The sequence below is a fragment of the Enterobacter quasiroggenkampii genome (assembly GCF_043972695.1).
In the GTDB taxonomy this organism is placed as follows: domain Bacteria; phylum Pseudomonadota; class Gammaproteobacteria; order Enterobacterales; family Enterobacteriaceae; genus Enterobacter; species Enterobacter quasiroggenkampii.
Genome location: NZ_CP143745.1, coordinates 3,251,907 through 3,270,446 on the forward strand (window position 1 = coordinate 3,251,907; position 18,540 = coordinate 3,270,446).

An 18,540-nucleotide genomic window follows, 5' to 3' on the forward strand; every position below is an offset into this window, starting at 1 on the left:
AGAAGATGACGACATTACTTAACCCGTATTTTGGTGAGTTCGGCGGGATGTACGTCCCGCAAATCCTGATGCCCGCGCTGCGCCAGCTGGAAGAAGCGTTTGTCAGCGCGCAGAAGGATCCGGCGTTTCAGGCCGAATTTACCGACCTGCTGAAAAACTATGCAGGCCGCCCAACGGCCCTGACCAAATGCCGCAATCTGACGGAAGGCACGAAAACCACGCTGTATCTTAAGCGTGAAGACCTGCTGCACGGCGGCGCACACAAGACTAACCAGGTGCTGGGCCAGGCGCTGCTTGCGAAGCGTATGGGCAAAACCGAAATCATCGCCGAAACCGGCGCAGGACAGCACGGCGTGGCCTCGGCGCTCGCCAGCGCCCTGCTCGGCCTGAAATGCCGCATCTATATGGGGGCGAAAGACGTTGAGCGTCAGTCTCCAAACGTTTTCCGTATGCGTCTGATGGGTGCGGAAGTGATCCCGGTGCACAGCGGCTCCGCGACGCTGAAGGATGCCTGTAACGAAGCGCTGCGCGACTGGTCTGGCAGCTACGAAACCGCGCACTATATGCTCGGTACCGCGGCGGGCCCGCACCCGTTCCCGACCATCGTGCGTGAATTCCAGCGCATGATCGGGGAAGAGACCAAAGCGCAGATCCTCGAAAAAGAGGGTCGTCTGCCGGATGCGGTCATCGCCTGCGTCGGCGGCGGATCTAACGCCATCGGTATGTTCGCAGACTTTATCGACGACACCAGCGTGGGTCTGATTGGCGTCGAGCCTGCGGGTCACGGCATTGAATCGGGTGAACACGGCGCGCCGCTGAAGCATGGCCGCGTGGGGATCTACTTCGGCATGAAATCCCCGATGATGCAGACCGATGAAGGCCAGATTGAAGAGTCTTACTCTATCTCTGCCGGCCTCGACTTCCCATCCGTCGGGCCGCAGCACGCCTATCTGAACAGCACCGGTCGTGCGGACTATGTCTCCATTACCGATGACGAAGCGCTGGAAGCGTTCAAAACGCTGTGCCGCAGCGAAGGGATCATCCCGGCGCTGGAGTCTTCGCACGCTCTGGCACATGCGCTGAAATTGATGAAAGACAATCCGGAAAAAGAACAACTGCTGGTGGTCAACCTTTCCGGACGCGGTGACAAAGATATCTTCACCGTTCACGATATTCTGAAAGCACGAGGGGAAATCTGATGGAACGCTACGATAACGTATTTGCAGAACTGAAATCCCGCCAGGAAGGCGCGTTCGTTCCCTTCGTCACCCTGGGCGATCCGGGCCCTGAACAGTCGTTGAAGATCATCGACACCCTGATTGAAGCCGGTGCCGATGCGCTGGAGCTGGGGATCCCGTTCTCTGACCCGCTGGCGGATGGCCCGACCATCCAGAATGCGACGCTGCGCGCGTTTGCCTCAGGCGTCACGCCGACCCAGTGCTTCGAAATGCTGGCGGCGATCCGTCAGAAGCACCCCACTATCCCGATTGGCCTGCTGATGTACGCCAATTTGGTGTTCAACCGCGGTATCGATGAGTTTTACGCCGAGTGCGCACGCGTGGGCGTCGACTCCGTTCTGGTCGCCGACGTGCCGGTTGAGGAGTCCGCGCCGTTCCGCCAGGCTGCGATGCGTCACAATGTCGCCCCTATTTTCATCTGCCCGCCAAACGCGGACGATGAGCTGCTGCGCCAGATTGCCTCTTACGGGCGCGGTTATACCTACCTGCTCTCCCGCGCAGGCGTGACCGGTGCCGAGAATAAGGCCGCATTGCCGCTGCATCATCTGGTGGAGAAGCTGGCCGAGTACCATGCCGCACCGCCGCTGCAGGGCTTCGGGATCTCCTCTCCGGATCAAGTCACCGCGGCGATTGACGCGAAGGCTGCGGGTGCCATTTCCGGCTCTGCGATTGTGAAGATCATCGAGAAGAACGTGGACAAGCCCGAGCAGATGCTGGCCGAGCTGAAGGCGTTTGTGACCGCCATGAAAGCGGCGACGCGTAAAGTCTGACCCCTCCACCGTCTGGCATCCGTGCCAGACGGTTAGCCTTTATTCCCCGCCATCAACAAAGGATGACGTTAAAATTGATCCTTTCGATATTTTCGGTGTGAATGGCTTTTCAAACCGTCGTGTAAGCGTATGATCTGGACTCTTTTTTATCTTTAATCCTTCTGAGTTCAGAGGCTTATTCATGTCATGGCAATCCTTCAAACAGGCTTACCTGGTTAAGTTCTGGTCACCCGTTCCGGCCGTTATCGCGGCAGGCATTCTCTCTACTTATTATTTTGGCATTACCGGTACCTTCTGGGCCGTGACCGGCGAGTTTACCCGCTGGGGTGGACAGCTGCTGCAGCTCGCAGGGGTGCACGCCGAAGAGTGGGGATACTTTAAGCTCATCCACCTCGACGGTACGCCGCTCACCCGTATTGACGGGATGATGATCATCGGCATGTTCGGCGGCTGCTTCGCTGCCGCGCTGTGGGCAAACAACGTTAAGTTGCGTATGCCCAAAAGCCGGATCCGCATTTTGCAGGCGGTTGTCGGCGGCATGATTGCCGGATTCGGCGCGCGTCTGGCGATGGGGTGTAACCTTGCCGCCTTCTTTACCGGGATCCCGCAGTTTTCGCTTCACGCCTGGTTCTTTGCCGTCGCCACGGCCATCGGCTCTTACTTTGGCGCAAAATTCACCCTGCTGCCGCTGTTTCGTATTCCAGTGAAAATGACAAAAGTCAGCGCAGCATCTCCGTTAACCCAGAAGCCCTCTCAGGCCCGCCGCCGTTTCCGCCTCGGAATGCTGGTCTTTTTCGCCATGGTGGCATGGGCACTCTGCACCGCCCTGAACCAGCCTAAGCTCGGTCTGGCGATGCTGTTCGGCGTGGGTTTTGGTCTACTCATTGAACGCGCGCAGATCTGCTTCACCTCCGCGTTTCGCGATATGTGGATCACCGGGCGCACGATGATGGCGAAGGCGATTATCGCCGGGATGGCGGTCAGCGCCATCGGCATCTTCAGCTATGTTCAACTGGGCGTCGAACCAAAAATCATGTGGGCCGGTCCTAACGCGGTCATTGGCGGCCTTCTGTTCGGCTTCGGGATCGTGCTGGCTGGCGGGTGTGAAACCGGCTGGATGTATCGCGCCGTCGAAGGTCAGGTTCACTACTGGTGGGTGGGTCTGGGAAATGTGATTGGCTCGACGATCCTGGCGTACTACTGGGATGACGTGTCTCCCGTCCTGGCCACCAACTGGGACAAGGTCAACCTGCTGAATACCTTCGGGCCTCTCGGCGGCCTGCTCGCCACCTACGCCCTGCTGTTGGTCGCTTTTTTACTGGTCGTCGCACAGGAGAGACGTTTCTTCCGCCGTGCGAGCGTTAAAACAGAAACGCAGGAGAATGCAGCATGAAAGAGATTGTGCCTGATTATCGTCTGGATATGGTTGGCGAGCCCTGTCCATATCCGGCGGTGGCTACGCTTGAAGCGCTGCCGCAGCTTAAGAAAGGTGAAATTCTGGAGGTAGTCAGCGACTGCCCGCAGTCCATCAACAACATACCGCTGGACGCGAAAAACCACGGTTATACGGTGCTGGATATCCAGCAGGATGGCCCAACCATTCGCTATCTGATTCAAAAATGATCGTTAAGGGCCTCGTCAGGGGCCTTTATCGTATTGAATTATAAGACATCTTGATCCACGGCAAAAACGTGATTTTTGACTTAAGTAAAATCTCATTTCCCTTTTGAAGGAGGTTTTCGCGGTTTGATGTATTTACGAGCTTTACTGGTTTTCGCCTTATTGATTCCCTTCCATGCGCTGTCCCTGAATTTCTCTTCTACCTTCCTGCGCCTGAATTGTCCGCAACGAGGACTTGTCGAGGTCATTCTTCACGTTTATGACCATACCCAGGAACGGTGGCACGGTCATTTTGAAACCGGCGCGGGACATAAACGTGCGGGTGATACCGAAATTATCCCGTTTGCCAACGGCGATATTCTCTTCCATTCCCTGTCCAGCGACGCTTTCAGCTATTTATATGATGGGGAAACGATCCTGAGGCACTGCGTAAAGCTTGATGAGCGGCCGGTTTATCCGTCGTTTTGAAGTGAGCAAAGCAAACTGGCCACCCTGTGGCCAGTTTGACGGGGGATCAGAAACGATAACCCGCAGAGAACATAAACACCCACGGATCCAGGCGAGTATTGATACTTTGCTGCTGACCACCCGCCTTGAAGCGTACGTCCGTATCAATATCCATATACCAGACCGAGGCGTTGATCAGCCAGTCGCGGTTAATCAGGTAATCCAGACCGACCTGTCCCGCCATGCCCCACGAATCTTTCAGGCTGAGGTCCGTCAGGCCCGCCTCTTTACCGGTATCGTTAAATTTCTCATCAAAGAAGGTGGTGTAGTTCACACCGGCGCCAATATAAGGACGCACCTTACTGCTTGAGTCGCCAAAGTACCATTGCGCCATCAGCGTTGGCGGTAAATGGTGGACCGTGGCGATATCACCGGTTGGTCCTAAACCGACGCGATGACGGAACGGCGTTGCGGCCAGAAGCTCAACGCCCACGTTATCCGTCGCCATCCAGGTAAAGGTTAAACCTAACTGGGTGTTATTACTGACGTTAAAACCGCCCATTCCCAGCACGTTATCCGATCCTTCAGTTGGGCGAACCGTTGCCGAACCGGCACGAATAAAGAATTCGCCTGCTTCATGCGCATACGCGCCGCCAGAGAGACTGCTTAATACAAGGGCTGCCACCGCTAATTTTTTCATATCCGCTCCATCGTTGTGGTTTTAATCGCGGATGAGAATATACTCACAAAAGGGTAATAAGTGATCTGCCACAGATCACATTAAAACCAGTAACTTAACATTCATTGATCTGGATTAATTTTTTGTTACGCATCCAAAACCAATAAGTTGTTTCCATGTCAATTTTTGGCATTTCACGGTTACAAAATTTTCCCTTTTCCCCCTCTTGCTCTTCCTCTGGCGGCTGGATAATTTATCGCTCTCACAAGTTGATTTGATGCGTTCTTCTTTTGCAGGTGTGCCATGAGTGATATTAACCCGTGCATGACGTGCGGAGCCTGTTGTGCGTATTTTCGAGTCTCTTTCTACTGGGCCGAAGCCAGCGATGGCGGCGGTACCGTTCCGGTTCATCTTACCGAGCCGTTAACCCCCTTTCTGCGCTGCATGAGCGGCACTAACCAAAAGCAGGCCCGCTGTGTGGCGCTACAGGGTGAGCCTGGGGTCGCGACCCGCTGTTCCATCTATGAGGATCGCCCCAGCCCGTGCCGGGAATTTGCCATGTCGGGGGAAGATGGGCAGGTCAACGAAGCCTGTAACCGCGCCCGCGCCCGCGTTGGATTACCGCCGCTTTACAAAGATATGCTTTTCCATACAAGCCTTGATGCTGCCACAGCAGGTGCATCCGGTGTACAATTGCCGGCTAATTAACACCTGCAATACTCAAGGAGAGTGCATGTCTATCACGGCGAAGTCTGTCTACCGTGACACGGGAAACTTTTTCCGCAATCAGTTCATTACCTTTTTACTGATCGCGTTGCTTTGCGCCTTTATCACGGTGGTGCTGGGTCATGCGTTCTCACCGAGTGAAGAACAGATTGCCAGCCTGAGCCAGGGCGACCATCTTGCGGGTAGCGTGGGGTTGTTTGAGCTGGTGCAAAACATGACGCCGGAGCAGCAGCAAATTCTGCTGCGTGCTTCTGCCGCGTCCACGTTCTCAGGCCTGATTGGTAATGCGGTTCTGGCGGGCGGCGTTTTGCTGATGATTCAGCTGGTATCGGCGGGTCACCGGGTCAGCGCCTTACGGGCGATTGGTGCCAGCGCGCCTGTCTTACCGAAGCTGTTTATCCTGATCTTTTTGACCACCCTGCTGGTGCAGATGGGGATTATGCTGGTCGTGGTGCCGGGGGTATTACTGGCTATCGTGCTCTCATTTGCCCCGGTGATGGTCGTGCAGGATAAGATGGGTATTTTTACCGCGATGCGCAGCAGCATCAGACTGACATGGGCTAATATGCGTCTGGTGGCGCCCGCCGTGATCGGCTGGCTGCTGGCCAAAACGCTGCTGTTATTGTTTGCGCCGAATTTTGCGGTTTTAACGCCTAATGTTGGCGCCGTGGTGGCGAATACGCTGAGCAATCTCATTTCAGCGGTACTGCTCGTCTATCTGTTCCGCCTGTATATGTTAATTCGTCAGTAATCCCGAGGCGGGGGGCATCGCTGTCTCCCGCCCCGCCTAGAAGATGGAATCACAGAATGAAGCAGTTTCTTGATTTTTTACCGCTCGCGGTGTTTTTCGCTGTCTATAAGTTGTACGACATTTTTGCTGCAACAAAAGCATTAATCGTTGTGACCGCCGTTGTGCTGATCTATAGCTGGATTCGCTATCGCAAAGTCGAAAAAATGGCGCTTATTACGTTCATCCTAGTGGCGGTGTTCGGTGGATTGACCATTGCCTTGCATGATGTTGAATTTATTAAGTGGAAGGTGACTGTTATTTATGCATTGTTTGCAGCAGCATTACTGTTCAGCCAATGGTTCATGAAAAAGCCCCTTATCCAGAGCATGTTAGGTAAAGAACTCACGCTGCCGCAGGTAGTCTGGTCGCGTCTGAATACTGCCTGGGCAATCTTCTTTATTCTCTGCGGTCTCGCTAATATCTATATCGCCTTCTGGCTGCCGCAGGATATCTGGGTCAACTTTAAGGTCTTTGGCCTGACTGCGCTGACGCTTATCTTCACGCTGTTAAGCGGTGTATACATCTATCGTCATATGCCGCAGGACGACAACCACTGATTACTGACTGACCAGAACGTCAACGACGGGCGTTCTGGTCTATTCTCTCCGCACGCGAATCATAGTAGCATCCCGCCTGAAGTCTTCCGTTACGAGTTAAAACAATGACAACAACTAACGCCCCTCAGGGCGAACTGGTTTTACGCACACTGGCAATGCCCGCTGACACCAATGCCAATGGCGATATTTTTGGCGGCTGGCTGATGTCGCAGATGGATATGGGCGGCGCAATTCTGGCAAAAGAGATTGCCCACGGGCGCGTGGTCACCGTGAGAGTGGACGGCATGACCTTCCTGCGCCCGGTTGCGGTGGGTGATGTGGTTTGCTGCTACGCTCGCTGCGTGAAACGCGGTAATACCTCCATTTCCATCAACATCGAAGTCTGGGTGAAGAAAGTCTCTTCTGAGCCGATTGGGCAACGTTATAAGGCCACTGAAGCGCTGTTTATTTATGTCGCCGTGGACAGCGAGGGTAAACCTCGTCAACTTCCACAGGCCTGATCGACAGGCAAAAAAAAGCCTCCTTTCGGAGGCTTTTTTTATTCCATCTGCGCCCCGCCGTTCAGGCGGAAAACAATATTGACGATCAATCCGCTACCCGGCTTGCCTGGCTCATAGCGCCATCTGCGCATAGCAGATTTCACTTCGCGCTCAAACATATTAGAAGGTTGCGCAGATAAGATTTCCACGTTATCCACGCGGCCATCCGCAGTGACATCAAATTTCACCCGTACGCGGCCTTCAATACGCAAGGCCTGAGCTCGCGCCGGATACTGAGGCTGATTGCGGCTTACGGCTCGCGGGCCCGCTGGCGCGGTAACCGTTGGCTTTGACGTCGTTGCCGTATTGTTCATCACCGGACGTGAAGGCGCTGCATTTTCGACCGGCTGGGTCGCGCGCGGTTCAACCGGACGTTCCTCGCGTTTCGGACGCTCCTCAACCTTCTTCACCGGCTTTGGCTTCGGCTTAGGTTTTGGCTTCGGTTCAGGTTTGTGGATCACCACCGGGGCTTCCTTCGGTGGCTCCGGAACGGGTTCGGGTTCTGGCTCCGGTTCAGCCACCGGCTGTGGCGGCGGAGGGGCAACCTGCGGCGGTTCAAGATCCGCTGGCGATACCATCGTCACGGAAATCGGCTGCGCGGGCGCGGGCATTTCAATAACCTGATGAACCGAGGTATACAGCAGACCCGCCACAACGGCACCGTGAATCACGACAGAAAGCAGCGTCGGCCAGGGAAAGCGGCGAGGTAAATCAAGGGTCATCGAAGTCATAGTCATCAACGTTAAAAAACCGAACCCTGATTTTAAATGCAAATAGCAATCATATTCAATAAGACACTTTGCTCTGGCGCAACTTTAGCGCCTGAGAGGCCAAAAAAGGCGCATTCAGATCAGGGTATTAACATTGTTTTTATTTTACATTGCAGTCGATTGCCCTTTCACATAACGTAACTGACACTTTTACCGGTTAAGGAGCTTCGCCGTGTTTTACGTGATTTACTCTGAAGATGTTGCTGATTCGCTCGAAAAACGCCAGTCTGTGCGCCCTGCGCATCTGGCACGTTTGCAGTTGCTTCAGGATGAAGGCCGATTACTGACCGCTGGCCCCATGCCCGCAGTAGACAGCAACGATCCGGGTGCTGCCGGTTTTGCCGGCTCCACGGTTATTGCTGAATTTGAATCCCAGGAAGCCGCTCAGGCCTGGGCTGACGCAGACCCGTACGTTGCAGCGGGTGTGTATGCAAAAGTGACGGTCAGACCGTACAAGAAAGTGTTCTGATACCAAAGCGGCTCCGAAAGGAGCCTTTTTTATGGCGGCGATTAAACGCCTCTGTACCGGGTAAACTGCTGCTCTGTAATCAGGCTCCCCCACTGGTCGCCTTCCCACTCTTTTACCAGCGTAAACCCAAACGACTCGTACAGACGCCGGGCGGCGGTCAGCTTATTGAACGTCCAGAGGTGCACGGCAGAAAAACCGGCACTGTCGCAGAACCGCATCGCTTCATTCAGCAGTTTTTTCCCCACGCCGTGTCCCCGGCAGCCATCATCAAGAATAAACCAGCGAAGATGGGCTTCACCCGGCGCCAGATCCTCGCCATCGATTGCCACCGAGCCGACAATTTTGTTGTTGAGTACTGCCAACCAAATCTGGTTACAGGGCTTCTCCAGTCTTTCACTGAACTCGGCCAGCCCAGAAGCCACTTTGGCCTCGAAGAAGCGACCAAAGTTATGCTCCCGCGAATAATAGCTGCCATGCATCTCCGCGATACGGCCAATCATGCCGGGGATGTACCCCTGCACTATCTTCAGCTCGTCGGGCTGCATATCGCTGCCCGCTTCACGGCATGCCAGCAGCGCGTTGGCATAAAGGGAGAGCCCCTCAGAAATGGTCTGCTGCTGAGCAGGAGCAAGACGCTTTATTGCTGTGACCACCCGCTCATTGCTGAAGGCATTAATTTTGCTGACCGTCTCGTGACCTTTCGCGGTCAGCCTGAGGCTCTTTGCTCTCGCATCCTCAACAGAAATGACTTCCTCGAGTTCGCCTGCTGCAATCAGGCGAGCCAGCATCCGGCTGACGCTGGACTTTTCCAGGCCCAGCAGTTGCACCAGCTGGCTCGCCGTCATCTCTTTGCGTAGAGCAATTTCGACCAGAGTATGGACGGCCGAAGGCGAGTAATTCGTTGAGGCCAGGGTAGACCCCATAAAACCTAACTCTCGCACCATCAGGCGCGAGGAACGTCGAATAACACTGACTACCGGGGTTTCACTGTGCATGTTATGTCCTCACCATTTAGTTGTACTATACAACTAAATGGTGAGGGATTGTCAAACATAATAAAAAAGGCTCCCGCAGGAGCTTTTTTGAACGTTTTAACACAATGAAATAAAAGGATTTATTTCAGATCACGTCCGCATATTGACCACATCGATACGATAAGCCCCGCATATGCGGGGCTTTGACTTAAAAGAAACGGTAAACACTTGTATGCGAAGATCGCCATATAGTGGAAATCTGTGGTTACTCCTACCGAAAAAAAGTAGTTGATTAATTTATGTTAACAAATGTAAATTGACTCACCTTTTTATAAAAAGCGATACTAGTGAATCATGAAGAAATCTTATAGAAATCGTGGGAAGTTATTTTCCTCCAATCCCAAACTTTGCACAATCCACCTCACGCTGTCAAAAAAAAATAACACAGAAATAACAAAAGTTGGGTCTGCACATTCAAAGTTCATTACTATTGAACATGGTCGCTCATCATTAAACTTAAGGCAAATAACAAATGGAAAGTGGGCCATAGTTTCGGGTAAAAACATTAACATACTCGACAACGCCCCTAAGATGACTACCAGCACAGGTCCTAAACGTAATATTAAGAAGGTGCTGTAATGCTATTACAAAAAATACGACAATCTTACTACGACTCTAGTGGTACTTTATCAAGTATTACCAGACAATCATGTCTCGGTGGAATTGCTTTGATATGGTTATTCAAAGGGAGCATCAGTGAGAGTCCATTAAAAAACTCAACTGAGTTAATTTTAATTTTTCCAAATGGTTTATATTGGTCACTTTTTTTTCTTATTCTATCGTTGATTTCAGATTTTATGCAATATTTTTGCGCAACAATAATATGGGGTATATATGGACACATCACAGAAAAACGACTCAACAAGTGTAATTTAGATAAAGATGCTCATATTAACAAAGAACCTTCCGATTGGATCAATGCTCCTGCGTTATTATTTTTTTACGGGAAAATAATTTTTGCGTTTATTGGATTTTGGAAGTTAACACAATTTATGCTCACCATAACGATTGGTTATTAACAGTACAATGCCCTCACCCATATTTGTGGGTGAGGGCATTGTTACTTACATCCAGTTAATTTGTTGCTGTCCTGACGCTGTCGGATGTGGTGATGCTGGTACCACTACCCCCGGCGATACGATAAAACGTTCGACCGTCTCAGTGGTCACAAACGTCGCGCTGCAGTTGATGTTTGTGCACTGGTGATAACGCTCTTTGGTCGTATCAGTAAAATAGCGACTAGTGCGGGCGTGCGCGGCAAAATGGCATTTTGGACAGTGAAACATGGCGAGCACCTCATTTAATTTTCGATGCGGTAATCTTACTCAATTTATCCTTACATAACAAATAGTTAAAATACAAATCATTGCGTTAACTCTTCGCTTTCGTACTCCACATCCGACACCTTAACCTCAAGCTCTAAGCCCGTCGTGTAGCCGTTCCCGTTGAGGTTATGCACCACCCGGCTGATTATCCATGCCTGCTCGTCTATAACGCGCTTAAAGCCTTTCACCGCGATTGGCGTTTCAGGAAATAAATCTGCCCGGCCGATCGCCAGCGAGATTGAAAACTCCGCAACGCCGCGCTGCAGCTTGTCCCACTTCGCCTGAGCGGCGCGCATGGCCTGCGCCTTTGTCGCGTAGATGGTTGTAAGCTCCAGCATGTTGTCAGACTCACCGGCCATATACTCACCTTCACGCGCGTCCTGCTCTTCTTTGGCTTTGGCCTTTGCCGGGGCTTTGGTCGCTTTCGGGTGCTGCAGGGCGCGGAGGTGCTTCTCTTTTGGCTTACGCTTGAGCTTCACCTTTTGCTTTTGCGGCTTCGGGTCTTTGGTGTGCAGCCATTTTGCCGACACGCCGGTGTAGGCTTCCCGGTCAGCAATGGCAAACTGATGACGATCGCCGTCCCCGCGCTCAAGCGTCATCTGCGGAATGGGCTTCCCGCTGGCCGTCTTACCGCTCCCCGCTTTCAGGAATAATAGTTTCCCCGCTTTTACCGAAACCGACGCCCCGTTCCGTTCAGCCAGACGGGACAGAAACACAGCGTCGGATTCCTGCGACTGGTCAATGAGAGGTACGGCCACTACTTTCAGCGTGTCGGCCACGCTGGCCGTCAGTTTATTGCGTGCCGCAATCGTCTCCACAATTTGCCCGAGCGTGATGTCATGCCATGACTGTTCCCGGCGCGAGATCAGCGACCCGCGAAAATCGGCGCTGCGCCCCCTGATGGTCAGCGTATCAGGCGCGCCCCTGTGCTCGATTTCGTCTACAGTGAACGTCCCTTTTTTTATCAGCGCGGAATCCTGCCAGCCTAACCACAGCGTCAACGTTGCGCCGCGCGGTGGCAAAGCTATCTGACCGTCAGTGTCATCGAGCTCGATATCGAGCTGGTCGGCCTCGAATCCGCGATTGTCGGTCATGGTCAGACTAATAAGGCGGTCACTCAAATCCTGCGTGATATCGTCGTTATCCAGCTTGAGCATAAACGCCGGGGCTATCTTCGCCCCGGCCTGAATATTCATACCCGTCATCATCCCGTCAGCCCTCCCAGCCAGTCACCGGCAGACGTGACCAGATTGTCGGCCTGCGTTTTCAGGTCGCCATAAATGGCCGCCAGCGATTTATCGACCCGCTTAAGCGAAAGGCTAAACTCGATTTTTCTCGCCGCTTCGTCGCTGAATAGCTCGGTGTGCGTATGCGTCACTTTGTCGATCACATACATGCCGTGGATCATGCCCGTTCCGTCAATCAGCGGCCACGCGCGCCCCTCGTCTGCCATTAGCTCGATGGCGGTCAGTGACAGACGTCCGCCGGTAATTTCGGGATAGAGCACGCCCGACAGCGTGCGCGTGGTTTCCCCTTCCTCGAGATAATGATAAGCCGGTGGTTTGCCGATACGGTCGTTTGACGCCCAGCGGTAATCCTTCGAATACTGCATAGACTGATACGGCAGCGTGCGGCGCTCAAACACAAACAAACCTAAAACCATTAACATGCTTTAAGGTTGCGGATCGCGCGAGCGATTTCCTGCAGAGAATTTAGATTATTCATACGTAAAGAATGCCGTCTGGCAAGGCCAGCGACAATGGAACGGTGTTTTGTGGGCGTTGTCACAACCGTCATCAATCCCGAGTATTGAATTGAATAGTTCAAAGAAAACTTGCAACACCTTAACTTTTTAGGGTTAAAATCACTCTTCACTATGAGACACACCAATCAATACCTATCAATTTTTGAATAGATTATTGGTAATTCTGACTGATATTTGATTACATTGGGTTATAAGTAATTCATATTGAGGGTTAACATGGAAATTAAGGATTTCGTAAGTCAATATAAAACCACCCCGTCCTGTTTATCGGAACAGGCTTTAGTCTCCGCTACCTAGAAAACTCTTATAGTTGGGATGATTTATTAATGAAGGCCGCGGTAGACTTAACTGGAAACCCCGAATTTTACTACGATCTTAAAGCTGACAGCCTAGAAGGCGATGAATATCGATATGACATTTTAGCCACTAAACTTGAGGATATTTTCAATCAAACACTGGCTTCAGATCGCAATGGTAAATTTGAGACCATTAATGATATTTTCTATGAAAATATGAAGCAGGGTAAAAAGCTTAGCCGATTTAAAATCTATCTAACATCAATATTAAAAGAGCTTAAAATCAAAGACCATATGAAAGAGGAAGTTAATGCTCTTATTAAAACAAGAAAAAACATTGGCTCCGTAATCACAACAAATTATGACCAACTCATTGAGAACATTTTCGACTTCATCCCTTTAATTGGCAATAACATCCTACTAAGCAATCCTTATGGTTCAGTCTACAAAATTCATGGATGCGTTAGCGACCCCAACAATATAATCATCACCCTTGACGACTACAAAAACTTTGACAATAAATACGAGTTAATAAGAGCTCAATTACTTTCAATTTTCATACACAACCCAATAATATTCATCGGATATAGCATAAGTGATAAAAACATTAAATACCTTTTGCAAACTATTTTCTCTTATGTTGATCTCAATACTGATCTTGCCAAACGCATAAAAGATAATTTTCTCCTGGTTGAGTATGACGAAAATAATTTCTCCACGACAATATCCGAGCACGATATTAATATTGAAGGATTATCTATTATTAGAATCAACAAAATAAAAACAGATAACTACAAAGCTGTGTATGAGGCAATATCAAATTTAGTTCTACCTGTATCTGCAATGGACATCAGAAAAGTACAAAAAGTTTGGAATACGATAAAAAGTGGCGGAGAGATTAAAGTAAAAATCACCGAAAACCTTGACGAGTTAAGAAACGAGGAAATGGTTATCGCTGTTGGCTCTGAAAGGACAGTCCAATACGTATATCAAACGAAATCTGAAATGCTGCAAAATTATTTCAAGATAGTAGAAGAAGCCAATTCTCAACTTATCTCCCTACTTAATAAGCAAACAATAGGTAACCACGAGCACTTCCCATTTTATGCATTTAGCTCCATTTGCCCTGAGTTAGAAAACATTCCAGCAGCCAAAGATAGACAACTTGATAAAATTGTCAGCCAGATTGAAAGATCTCGTGCTGTTTGCCGCTCTGACTTTAAATCAATCGACGAAATCATAAGCCAAATACCCGCATGGAAAGTCGCAGGAACTATCACATGCTGTATTTTTGACGATAATATAGACATTGAACAACTAAAGAATTACTTACTTGCAAATTCACATAATGTTAACACTGGTTATCGTCAATTACTCTGCCTATACGACTTCCTAGCCAATTAAAAAAATGCGTTTAAGGCTAAGAACAAGCCTTAAACGCATAAGTATACTAGTCATATATATCAGTATTTTTTTTCAATAACTTGATTGCAGAATCAAGCAAATGGTCATGGAAAGAAACCTTTTGCAAAAAGGCTAAGAATGAATCCGTTTCAAAACGATTAAATGCGTTATCAAGACCATCAATCAACTCCGTCAATTGTTGTTGTGTTAATTGAGCTAGAAAAGCTCTAATTCTTATTTCAGGCACAGGTCTTTTCTCATGACAGGATCTACATAGCGCTCTAAATGCACTCAACGGATATTCCCACGGTTCAAAGCCTTCACGCATATTTGTATAATAGCAATGGTGTGTTTCCAAAACGCCTTTCACACCGCAGTCTTGGCAACGTTCCTGAGCTCTGCGCCTCACTAGAGTTGACTTATTCTTCCATCGAGTATCTTTTAACTTCTGAGTATAGCTACCTGACAACCTCGAATAATCATACCCTTCCAAAGGATAAAAACCCAGACTCCAAGCATAGCCCATTTCATAATAAAAACCGAACGATTCAACAAGATCCTCAAACTCCTCAGTATCACATCCATAATTAAGCAAGTGATATAACCCGCTAGAATCAATAGTTAAAACTAATAGAGCATCGTCATGCATATCCTCTCCACGTGAAAGCCATTCCGCTTGGGAGTAAAATGTTGCATCATGCAATAGATTATCTTTTATCGCCCATTCGGCTATCGCCTTTTTCATGCGTTCTAAATTAGCCAACATTAATTTATTCAACCCAACCCCCTCATGCGAACTTTAAAACTTCACATTGACTGAAATTAAGAAAAAAAGTGAGCGCTGCTGACCTGCTCGATGCGCACCGCGTGCCGTTCCAGCTCATGAGCGGCAAGCCTGAAAATATCGGCTCGATGGGCGATATCGAGAAGGTGGCGCGGGTATTTGTGCGTAACGAGTTGACGCCGCTGCAGGAGCGTTTCAAAGAGATAAACGACTGGCTCGGGATGGAGGTGATCCGCTTTAAGGATTATAACATCGATGCCGAGTAACCCCCGTTAAAATGCCGCCTCCGGGCGGCACTTCCTCAGAGCTCACCAGACGTTGCACACGCCACATAATCCTGCCACCACCTCACAATCCAGCCTCACCGCTCAGCGCGCCACCATGGCGCTCACAGACGCGCAAAATAAATCCTGCCACCACGTCTGGCGCGCAGTGCTATCCCCGCCTCGCCTGCCCGCTTAATGGGTCGCTTTCAATGCAGGTGCATCACAATCCCCAAGCCGCGCCAGCGCCAGCGCTGGCAGGCAAATCCTGAAATAAAAAACGAATGCAAACTCATGCACCTGATGCATGCATGGGCTAATTAGCCTCAAGCTGTATTTTATAATTTGTATAATCTGCTTTTGCTATCATTATTTCAATACCATTTTTTTTGGCGAAATTTTCAATGAAAACCCGCATATCTCCGACTAAACGTTCGCCAATAATTATCACATCAATGCAACAGCCTTGCAGGGGAACCTCAATACCACTCTGATGTTCGTAAACAGCATCACTGTCGAGGAAATACAAGCTTCTTACCTCTTCCTCCCGCTCCCAATCAGAATGTTTAGCAAGTGCAAAATCAAAATTTATAGATGCCATCTCACCACGAGTCATCTCAAGAAGATGTTTATAAAGATCCACTTTAGGAGCTTTAACGTCATATGTCACATCCGAAAGTTCAATACCAGAATTCTTCAATCTTTCTTTATTATACGCGAAGCATATTCCTTTCATTCCGTTGCCATAATACCCCCACATCAATCTGCTATTATAGTTCTTAGTAAAACTGGCAACGGCAACATTCTTTTGAAACTCCTTTAGAAAACCTTTAGCAAAACTATCTCCCCACACATCATCAATGCGTTGATAAATTTCGTTAAGTTCATTTCTATCTAGTAGTTCTCGAAGCCATTCCCCCTCACCTGTAATTGTATCCAACCGATCTACCAGAGTTGAAAGGTCCGATTTATCAAACTGTCTAAGAGACTCTTTATCAAAATGATAAAACATATCAAATGGGTCATTAAGAATACTATTTTTGGAATGCCAAATAGCATTATTAACAAGCTCATTTATTGTATTGATATTATCCCCTCTAAACCTGAAGATATGCGTTTCACTTGAAAGAATCATTCTGGCCCCTTTGAGTCAATAAAAAAAGAAAGACTCTAACGCCTCACCCTCTTGTTGTTCAACCCCGACAATCGGATCTCAGGAAAATTGAGCGTTTCGAAACGATGACCGGAAACCCGTGCGCTTTCCAGATCACCAAGAGCCTGATAACGCAATATTGTGCTCAACGTCGGGGGGAAGGTATTAAGCCAACTACCATCAACCGCGACCTGATCACGCTAGGTGGGATGTTCACAACCCTGATTGAGTCAGAACTGTATAACGGTGAGCATCCATTCAGGGGATTCAAAAAACTGAAAGAGCAGACAGCCGAAACGGGCTATCTCACTCTTGAGGAAATTGACGCCTTACTTGCTGCGCTCTCAGGTGATAATCGTAAAATTGCGGTTTTGTGTTTGAGTACCGGAGCAAGATGGGGAGAAGCTGCGCGATTGAAGGCGGAGAATGTGATTCATAACCGGGTGTCTTTCGTTAAGACGAAAACCAACACACCGCGCACGGTCCCGATCTCTGATGACGTTGCGGCTTACGTAGTCGGCAAAACACGAGTCTTTCTGTTTCCTGAGGCCAGTTATGCTGAATTCAGGCGAACCCTCAAAGTGTTAAGCCCGATTTACCGGCCGGACAAGCAACACATGCGCTACGACACTCTTTCGCCACGCACTTTATGATTAACGGAGGCAACATCATCACACTGCAGAGGATCTTAGGTCATACAAAAATTGCTCAGACAATGGTCTATGCGCACTTCGCTCCTCAGTACCTGCAGGACGCGATTTCGCTTAACCCGTTGAAGGGTGCTAATGGTGGTCAGAGTGTCCACAATGTGTCCACACCCTAGCCGCTTTTTATGGCTTTTGGCTGCTAGTAGTAAAACGTGAAGCCTTGTCTGGCACGGCTTTCCAGTTACGCCAGACATTAAAAAGGCTCCCGCAGGAGCCTTTCATCAATCAATGCAGCGACGCCAACCTCGCCGCAAACCCGACAAACAGCAGCCCTATCAGCCCGTTCCCCAGCTTTGCCAGTTTCTTTTTCGTTTTGAGATAACGCGTGACAAACGCACCGGAGAAGATCAGGAAACTCATGTACATGAAGCTGATTAACTCAAGCGTCGTCGCGAGGATCAGGAAAGAGGTGCCAGTGCTCTGTGCGTTCACGTCAATGAACTGAACGAAGAACGATACGTAGAACAGAATCGCTTTTGGATTCGTCAGGCTCAATACCAGCGAACGTTTCATGATCATACTGGCAGGTTCGGGGCCGCTCTCATGCGCGTTTTTCTGACGGTTCACCACCGACCAGAGCATTTTGCCGCCCAGCCACAGCAGATAGAAGGCGCCGAGATAGCGCACGATATTAAACAGTACCGGCGTGGTCTGGATTAATGCCGCGACGCCCGCCCAGGCCAGAAACATCAGTACCGCATCGCCGATAAATACGCCCGACGCGGCAAGATACCCTTTTTTAACGCCGTGTCCAATTCCGGTTTTAAGCACAAACAGGGTATTCGGCCCCGGTACGAGCACGATAAAAAACGCGCCAACAACATACGTCCAGAAATTCAGTACGCCAAACTCCGCAAACACTTCTTCTCCCTCCTTTTGCTCAATACAGCAGGAATAGCGCTGCAAATACGCTACTCCTAAAAATCAGACTCTATAAAATCAGCGGGCACCATTACGGTGCCCTCATGGTACTCAGATATCCTGGACGGCGAACAGCAACGCGTTGCGATGCCGGGTCATTCCACATTTTCTGATGGCGTGAATACGCATATTGCGGCGGGATTGTGCTTCCAGCCAACGAGCCTTGCGACGACTCACCTGTCGCAACATGCGCCAGCGCCCTACTTCTGTTCTACTGCGCTTCATGTCTACAACTCTTTCTCTAACAGAGGCGACATTATAAACCCATGCTGGCAGCAAACCA

At 49.8% G+C, this 18,540-nt stretch carries 22 protein-coding genes and 2 pseudogenes; 14 read left to right on the forward strand and 10 right to left on the reverse strand.

From position 1 onward, the window contains the following. Window positions 1-5: 5 nt before the first annotated feature. The 5 genes from trpB (at window position 6) to V1572_RS15640 (ending at window position 4,096) form a co-directional block, all read left to right on the forward strand. Window positions 6-1,199, forward strand: a complete 1,194-nt coding sequence (gene trpB / locus V1572_RS15620) for a tryptophan synthase subunit beta (protein WP_045908896.1) — start codon at window positions 6-8, stop codon at window positions 1,197-1,199. Further along, window positions 1,199-2,008 carry a tryptophan synthase subunit alpha gene (gene trpA / locus V1572_RS15625; RefSeq protein ID WP_045908897.1) on the forward strand — a complete coding sequence of 270 codons (810 nt, stop codon included), beginning with the start codon at window positions 1,199-1,201 and terminating at the stop codon, window positions 2,006-2,008. Before trpB ends, trpA begins: the two co-directional genes overlap by 1 nt. Before the next feature lie 181 nt (window positions 2,009-2,189). Next, window positions 2,190-3,401 carry a selenium metabolism membrane protein YedE/FdhT gene (gene yedE / locus V1572_RS15630; RefSeq protein WP_395299355.1) on the forward strand — a complete coding sequence of 404 codons (1,212 nt, stop codon included), beginning with the start codon at window positions 2,190-2,192 and terminating at the stop codon, window positions 3,399-3,401. Continuing rightward, window positions 3,398-3,631, forward strand: a complete 234-nt coding sequence (gene yedF, locus V1572_RS15635; RefSeq protein WP_003856774.1) for a sulfurtransferase-like selenium metabolism protein YedF — start codon at window positions 3,398-3,400, stop codon at window positions 3,629-3,631. The genes yedE and yedF overlap by 4 nt, the downstream gene beginning before the upstream one ends. A gap of 126 nt (window positions 3,632-3,757) precedes the next feature. Next, entirely contained in the window at window positions 3,758-4,096 is a 339-nt protein-coding gene (locus V1572_RS15640; RefSeq protein ID WP_063621876.1) for a hypothetical protein, read from the forward strand. A gap of 46 nt (window positions 4,097-4,142) precedes the next feature. Here V1572_RS15640 and ompW read toward each other — a convergent pair whose 3' ends face one another. Next, complete coding sequence (ompW, locus tag V1572_RS15645; protein ID WP_032674934.1) at window positions 4,143-4,775, reverse strand: outer membrane protein OmpW; 633 nt, start codon at window positions 4,773-4,775, stop codon at window positions 4,143-4,145. 282 nt (window positions 4,776-5,057) lie between these two features. On the opposite strand from ompW, the gene V1572_RS15650 reads away from it, so the two are divergent. The 4 genes from V1572_RS15650 to yciA all read left to right on the forward strand — a co-directional run bounded on the left by V1572_RS15650 (window position 5,058) and on the right by yciA (window position 7,327). After that, window positions 5,058-5,462, forward strand: a complete 405-nt coding sequence (locus tag V1572_RS15650; RefSeq protein WP_032674935.1) for a YkgJ family cysteine cluster protein — start codon at window positions 5,058-5,060, stop codon at window positions 5,460-5,462. A gap of 25 nt (window positions 5,463-5,487) precedes the next feature. Further along, window positions 5,488-6,231: a YciC family protein gene (locus tag V1572_RS15655; RefSeq protein WP_032674936.1), complete on the forward strand. Its 744-nt coding sequence runs from the start codon at window positions 5,488-5,490 to the stop codon at window positions 6,229-6,231. Window positions 6,232-6,287: 56 nt separating this feature from the next. After that, entirely contained in the window at window positions 6,288-6,827 is a 540-nt protein-coding gene (locus V1572_RS15660) for a septation protein A (protein WP_028018783.1), read from the forward strand. Window positions 6,828-6,931: 104 nt separating this feature from the next. Further along, window positions 6,932-7,327, forward strand: coding sequence for an acyl-CoA thioester hydrolase YciA (gene yciA / locus V1572_RS15665; RefSeq protein WP_008502796.1), 396 nt, complete (start codon window positions 6,932-6,934; stop codon window positions 7,325-7,327). Window positions 7,328-7,365: 38 nt separating this feature from the next. On the opposite strand, the gene tonB is transcribed toward yciA, so the two are convergent. Next, complete coding sequence (gene tonB / locus V1572_RS15670) at window positions 7,366-8,088, reverse strand: TonB system transport protein TonB (protein ID WP_023617069.1); 723 nt, start codon at window positions 8,086-8,088, stop codon at window positions 7,366-7,368. A gap of 220 nt (window positions 8,089-8,308) precedes the next feature. Between tonB and V1572_RS15675 the strand changes: the two genes are divergently transcribed. Next, the gene (locus V1572_RS15675; protein ID WP_023327637.1) at window positions 8,309-8,605 is read left to right on the forward strand and encodes a YciI family protein; all 297 of its coding nucleotides are present in this window, start codon (window positions 8,309-8,311) and stop codon (window positions 8,603-8,605) included. Between the two features lie 41 nt (window positions 8,606-8,646). Here the strand turns inward: V1572_RS15675 and V1572_RS15680 are convergent, their stop codons facing one another. Then, entirely contained in the window at window positions 8,647-9,600 is a 954-nt protein-coding gene (locus V1572_RS15680; protein ID WP_252077029.1) for a helix-turn-helix domain-containing GNAT family N-acetyltransferase, read from the reverse strand. Window positions 9,601-10,217: 617 nt separating this feature from the next. Between V1572_RS15680 and V1572_RS15685 the strand changes: the two genes are divergently transcribed. Further along, a complete protein-coding gene (locus tag V1572_RS15685) occupies window positions 10,218-10,658 on the forward strand; it encodes a hypothetical protein (RefSeq protein ID WP_395299356.1) in 441 nt (146 codons plus the stop codon). Window positions 10,659-10,703: 45 nt separating this feature from the next. Here V1572_RS15685 and V1572_RS15690 read toward each other — a convergent pair whose 3' ends face one another. The 3 genes from V1572_RS15690 to V1572_RS15700 all read right to left on the reverse strand — a co-directional run bounded on the left by V1572_RS15690 (window position 10,704) and on the right by V1572_RS15700 (window position 12,633). After that, on the reverse strand, window positions 10,704-10,925 hold the full coding sequence (locus V1572_RS15690; RefSeq protein ID WP_395299357.1) for a DNA-binding transcriptional regulator: 222 nt from the start codon (window positions 10,923-10,925) through the stop codon (window positions 10,704-10,706). Between the two features lie 77 nt (window positions 10,926-11,002). After that, the gene (locus V1572_RS15695) at window positions 11,003-12,172 is read right to left on the reverse strand and encodes a phage late control D family protein (protein ID WP_395299358.1); all 1,170 of its coding nucleotides are present in this window, start codon (window positions 12,170-12,172) and stop codon (window positions 11,003-11,005) included. Further along, complete coding sequence (locus V1572_RS15700) at window positions 12,169-12,633, reverse strand: phage tail protein (RefSeq protein ID WP_395299359.1); 465 nt, start codon at window positions 12,631-12,633, stop codon at window positions 12,169-12,171. The genes V1572_RS15695 and V1572_RS15700 overlap by 4 nt, the downstream gene beginning before the upstream one ends. 422 nt (window positions 12,634-13,055) lie before the next feature. Here V1572_RS15700 and V1572_RS15705 point away from each other — a divergent pair, with 422 nt between their 5' ends. After that, window positions 13,056-14,429, forward strand: a complete 1,374-nt coding sequence (locus V1572_RS15705; RefSeq protein ID WP_395299360.1) for an SIR2 family protein — start codon at window positions 13,056-13,058, stop codon at window positions 14,427-14,429. 46 nt (window positions 14,430-14,475) lie between these two features. Here V1572_RS15705 and V1572_RS15710 read toward each other — a convergent pair whose 3' ends face one another. Continuing rightward, the gene (locus V1572_RS15710) at window positions 14,476-15,207 is read right to left on the reverse strand and encodes a hypothetical protein (protein ID WP_395299361.1); all 732 of its coding nucleotides are present in this window, start codon (window positions 15,205-15,207) and stop codon (window positions 14,476-14,478) included. A 50-nt stretch (window positions 15,208-15,257) separates the two neighbouring features. Here V1572_RS15710 and V1572_RS15715 point away from each other — a divergent pair. Further along, window positions 15,258-15,479, forward strand: a pseudogene (locus V1572_RS15715) (Presumed portal vertex protein); the annotation flags it as partial. Window positions 15,480-15,792: 313 nt separating this feature from the next. On the opposite strand, the gene V1572_RS15720 reads toward V1572_RS15715, so the two are convergent. Continuing rightward, the gene (locus tag V1572_RS15720) at window positions 15,793-16,611 is read right to left on the reverse strand and encodes a DUF2971 domain-containing protein (RefSeq protein WP_104440010.1); all 819 of its coding nucleotides are present in this window, start codon (window positions 16,609-16,611) and stop codon (window positions 15,793-15,795) included. A gap of 68 nt (window positions 16,612-16,679) precedes the next feature. Between V1572_RS15720 and V1572_RS15725 the strand changes: the two are divergent. Then, a pseudogene (locus V1572_RS15725) lies at window positions 16,680-17,452 on the forward strand (tyrosine-type recombinase/integrase); the annotation flags it as partial. A 109-nt stretch (window positions 17,453-17,561) separates the two neighbouring features. Here the strand turns inward: V1572_RS15725 and leuE are convergent. Together leuE and V1572_RS15735 are read right to left on the reverse strand one after the other, a co-directional pair. Beyond that, window positions 17,562-18,197, reverse strand: coding sequence for a leucine efflux protein LeuE (leuE, locus tag V1572_RS15730; protein ID WP_069719050.1), 636 nt, complete (start codon window positions 18,195-18,197; stop codon window positions 17,562-17,564). Window positions 18,198-18,308: 111 nt separating this feature from the next. Further along, window positions 18,309-18,482 (reverse strand): YciY family protein, encoded by a 174-nt coding sequence (locus V1572_RS15735; protein WP_021240326.1) that lies wholly within the window; start codon window positions 18,480-18,482, stop codon window positions 18,309-18,311. Between the last annotated feature and the right edge of the window lie 58 nt (window positions 18,483-18,540).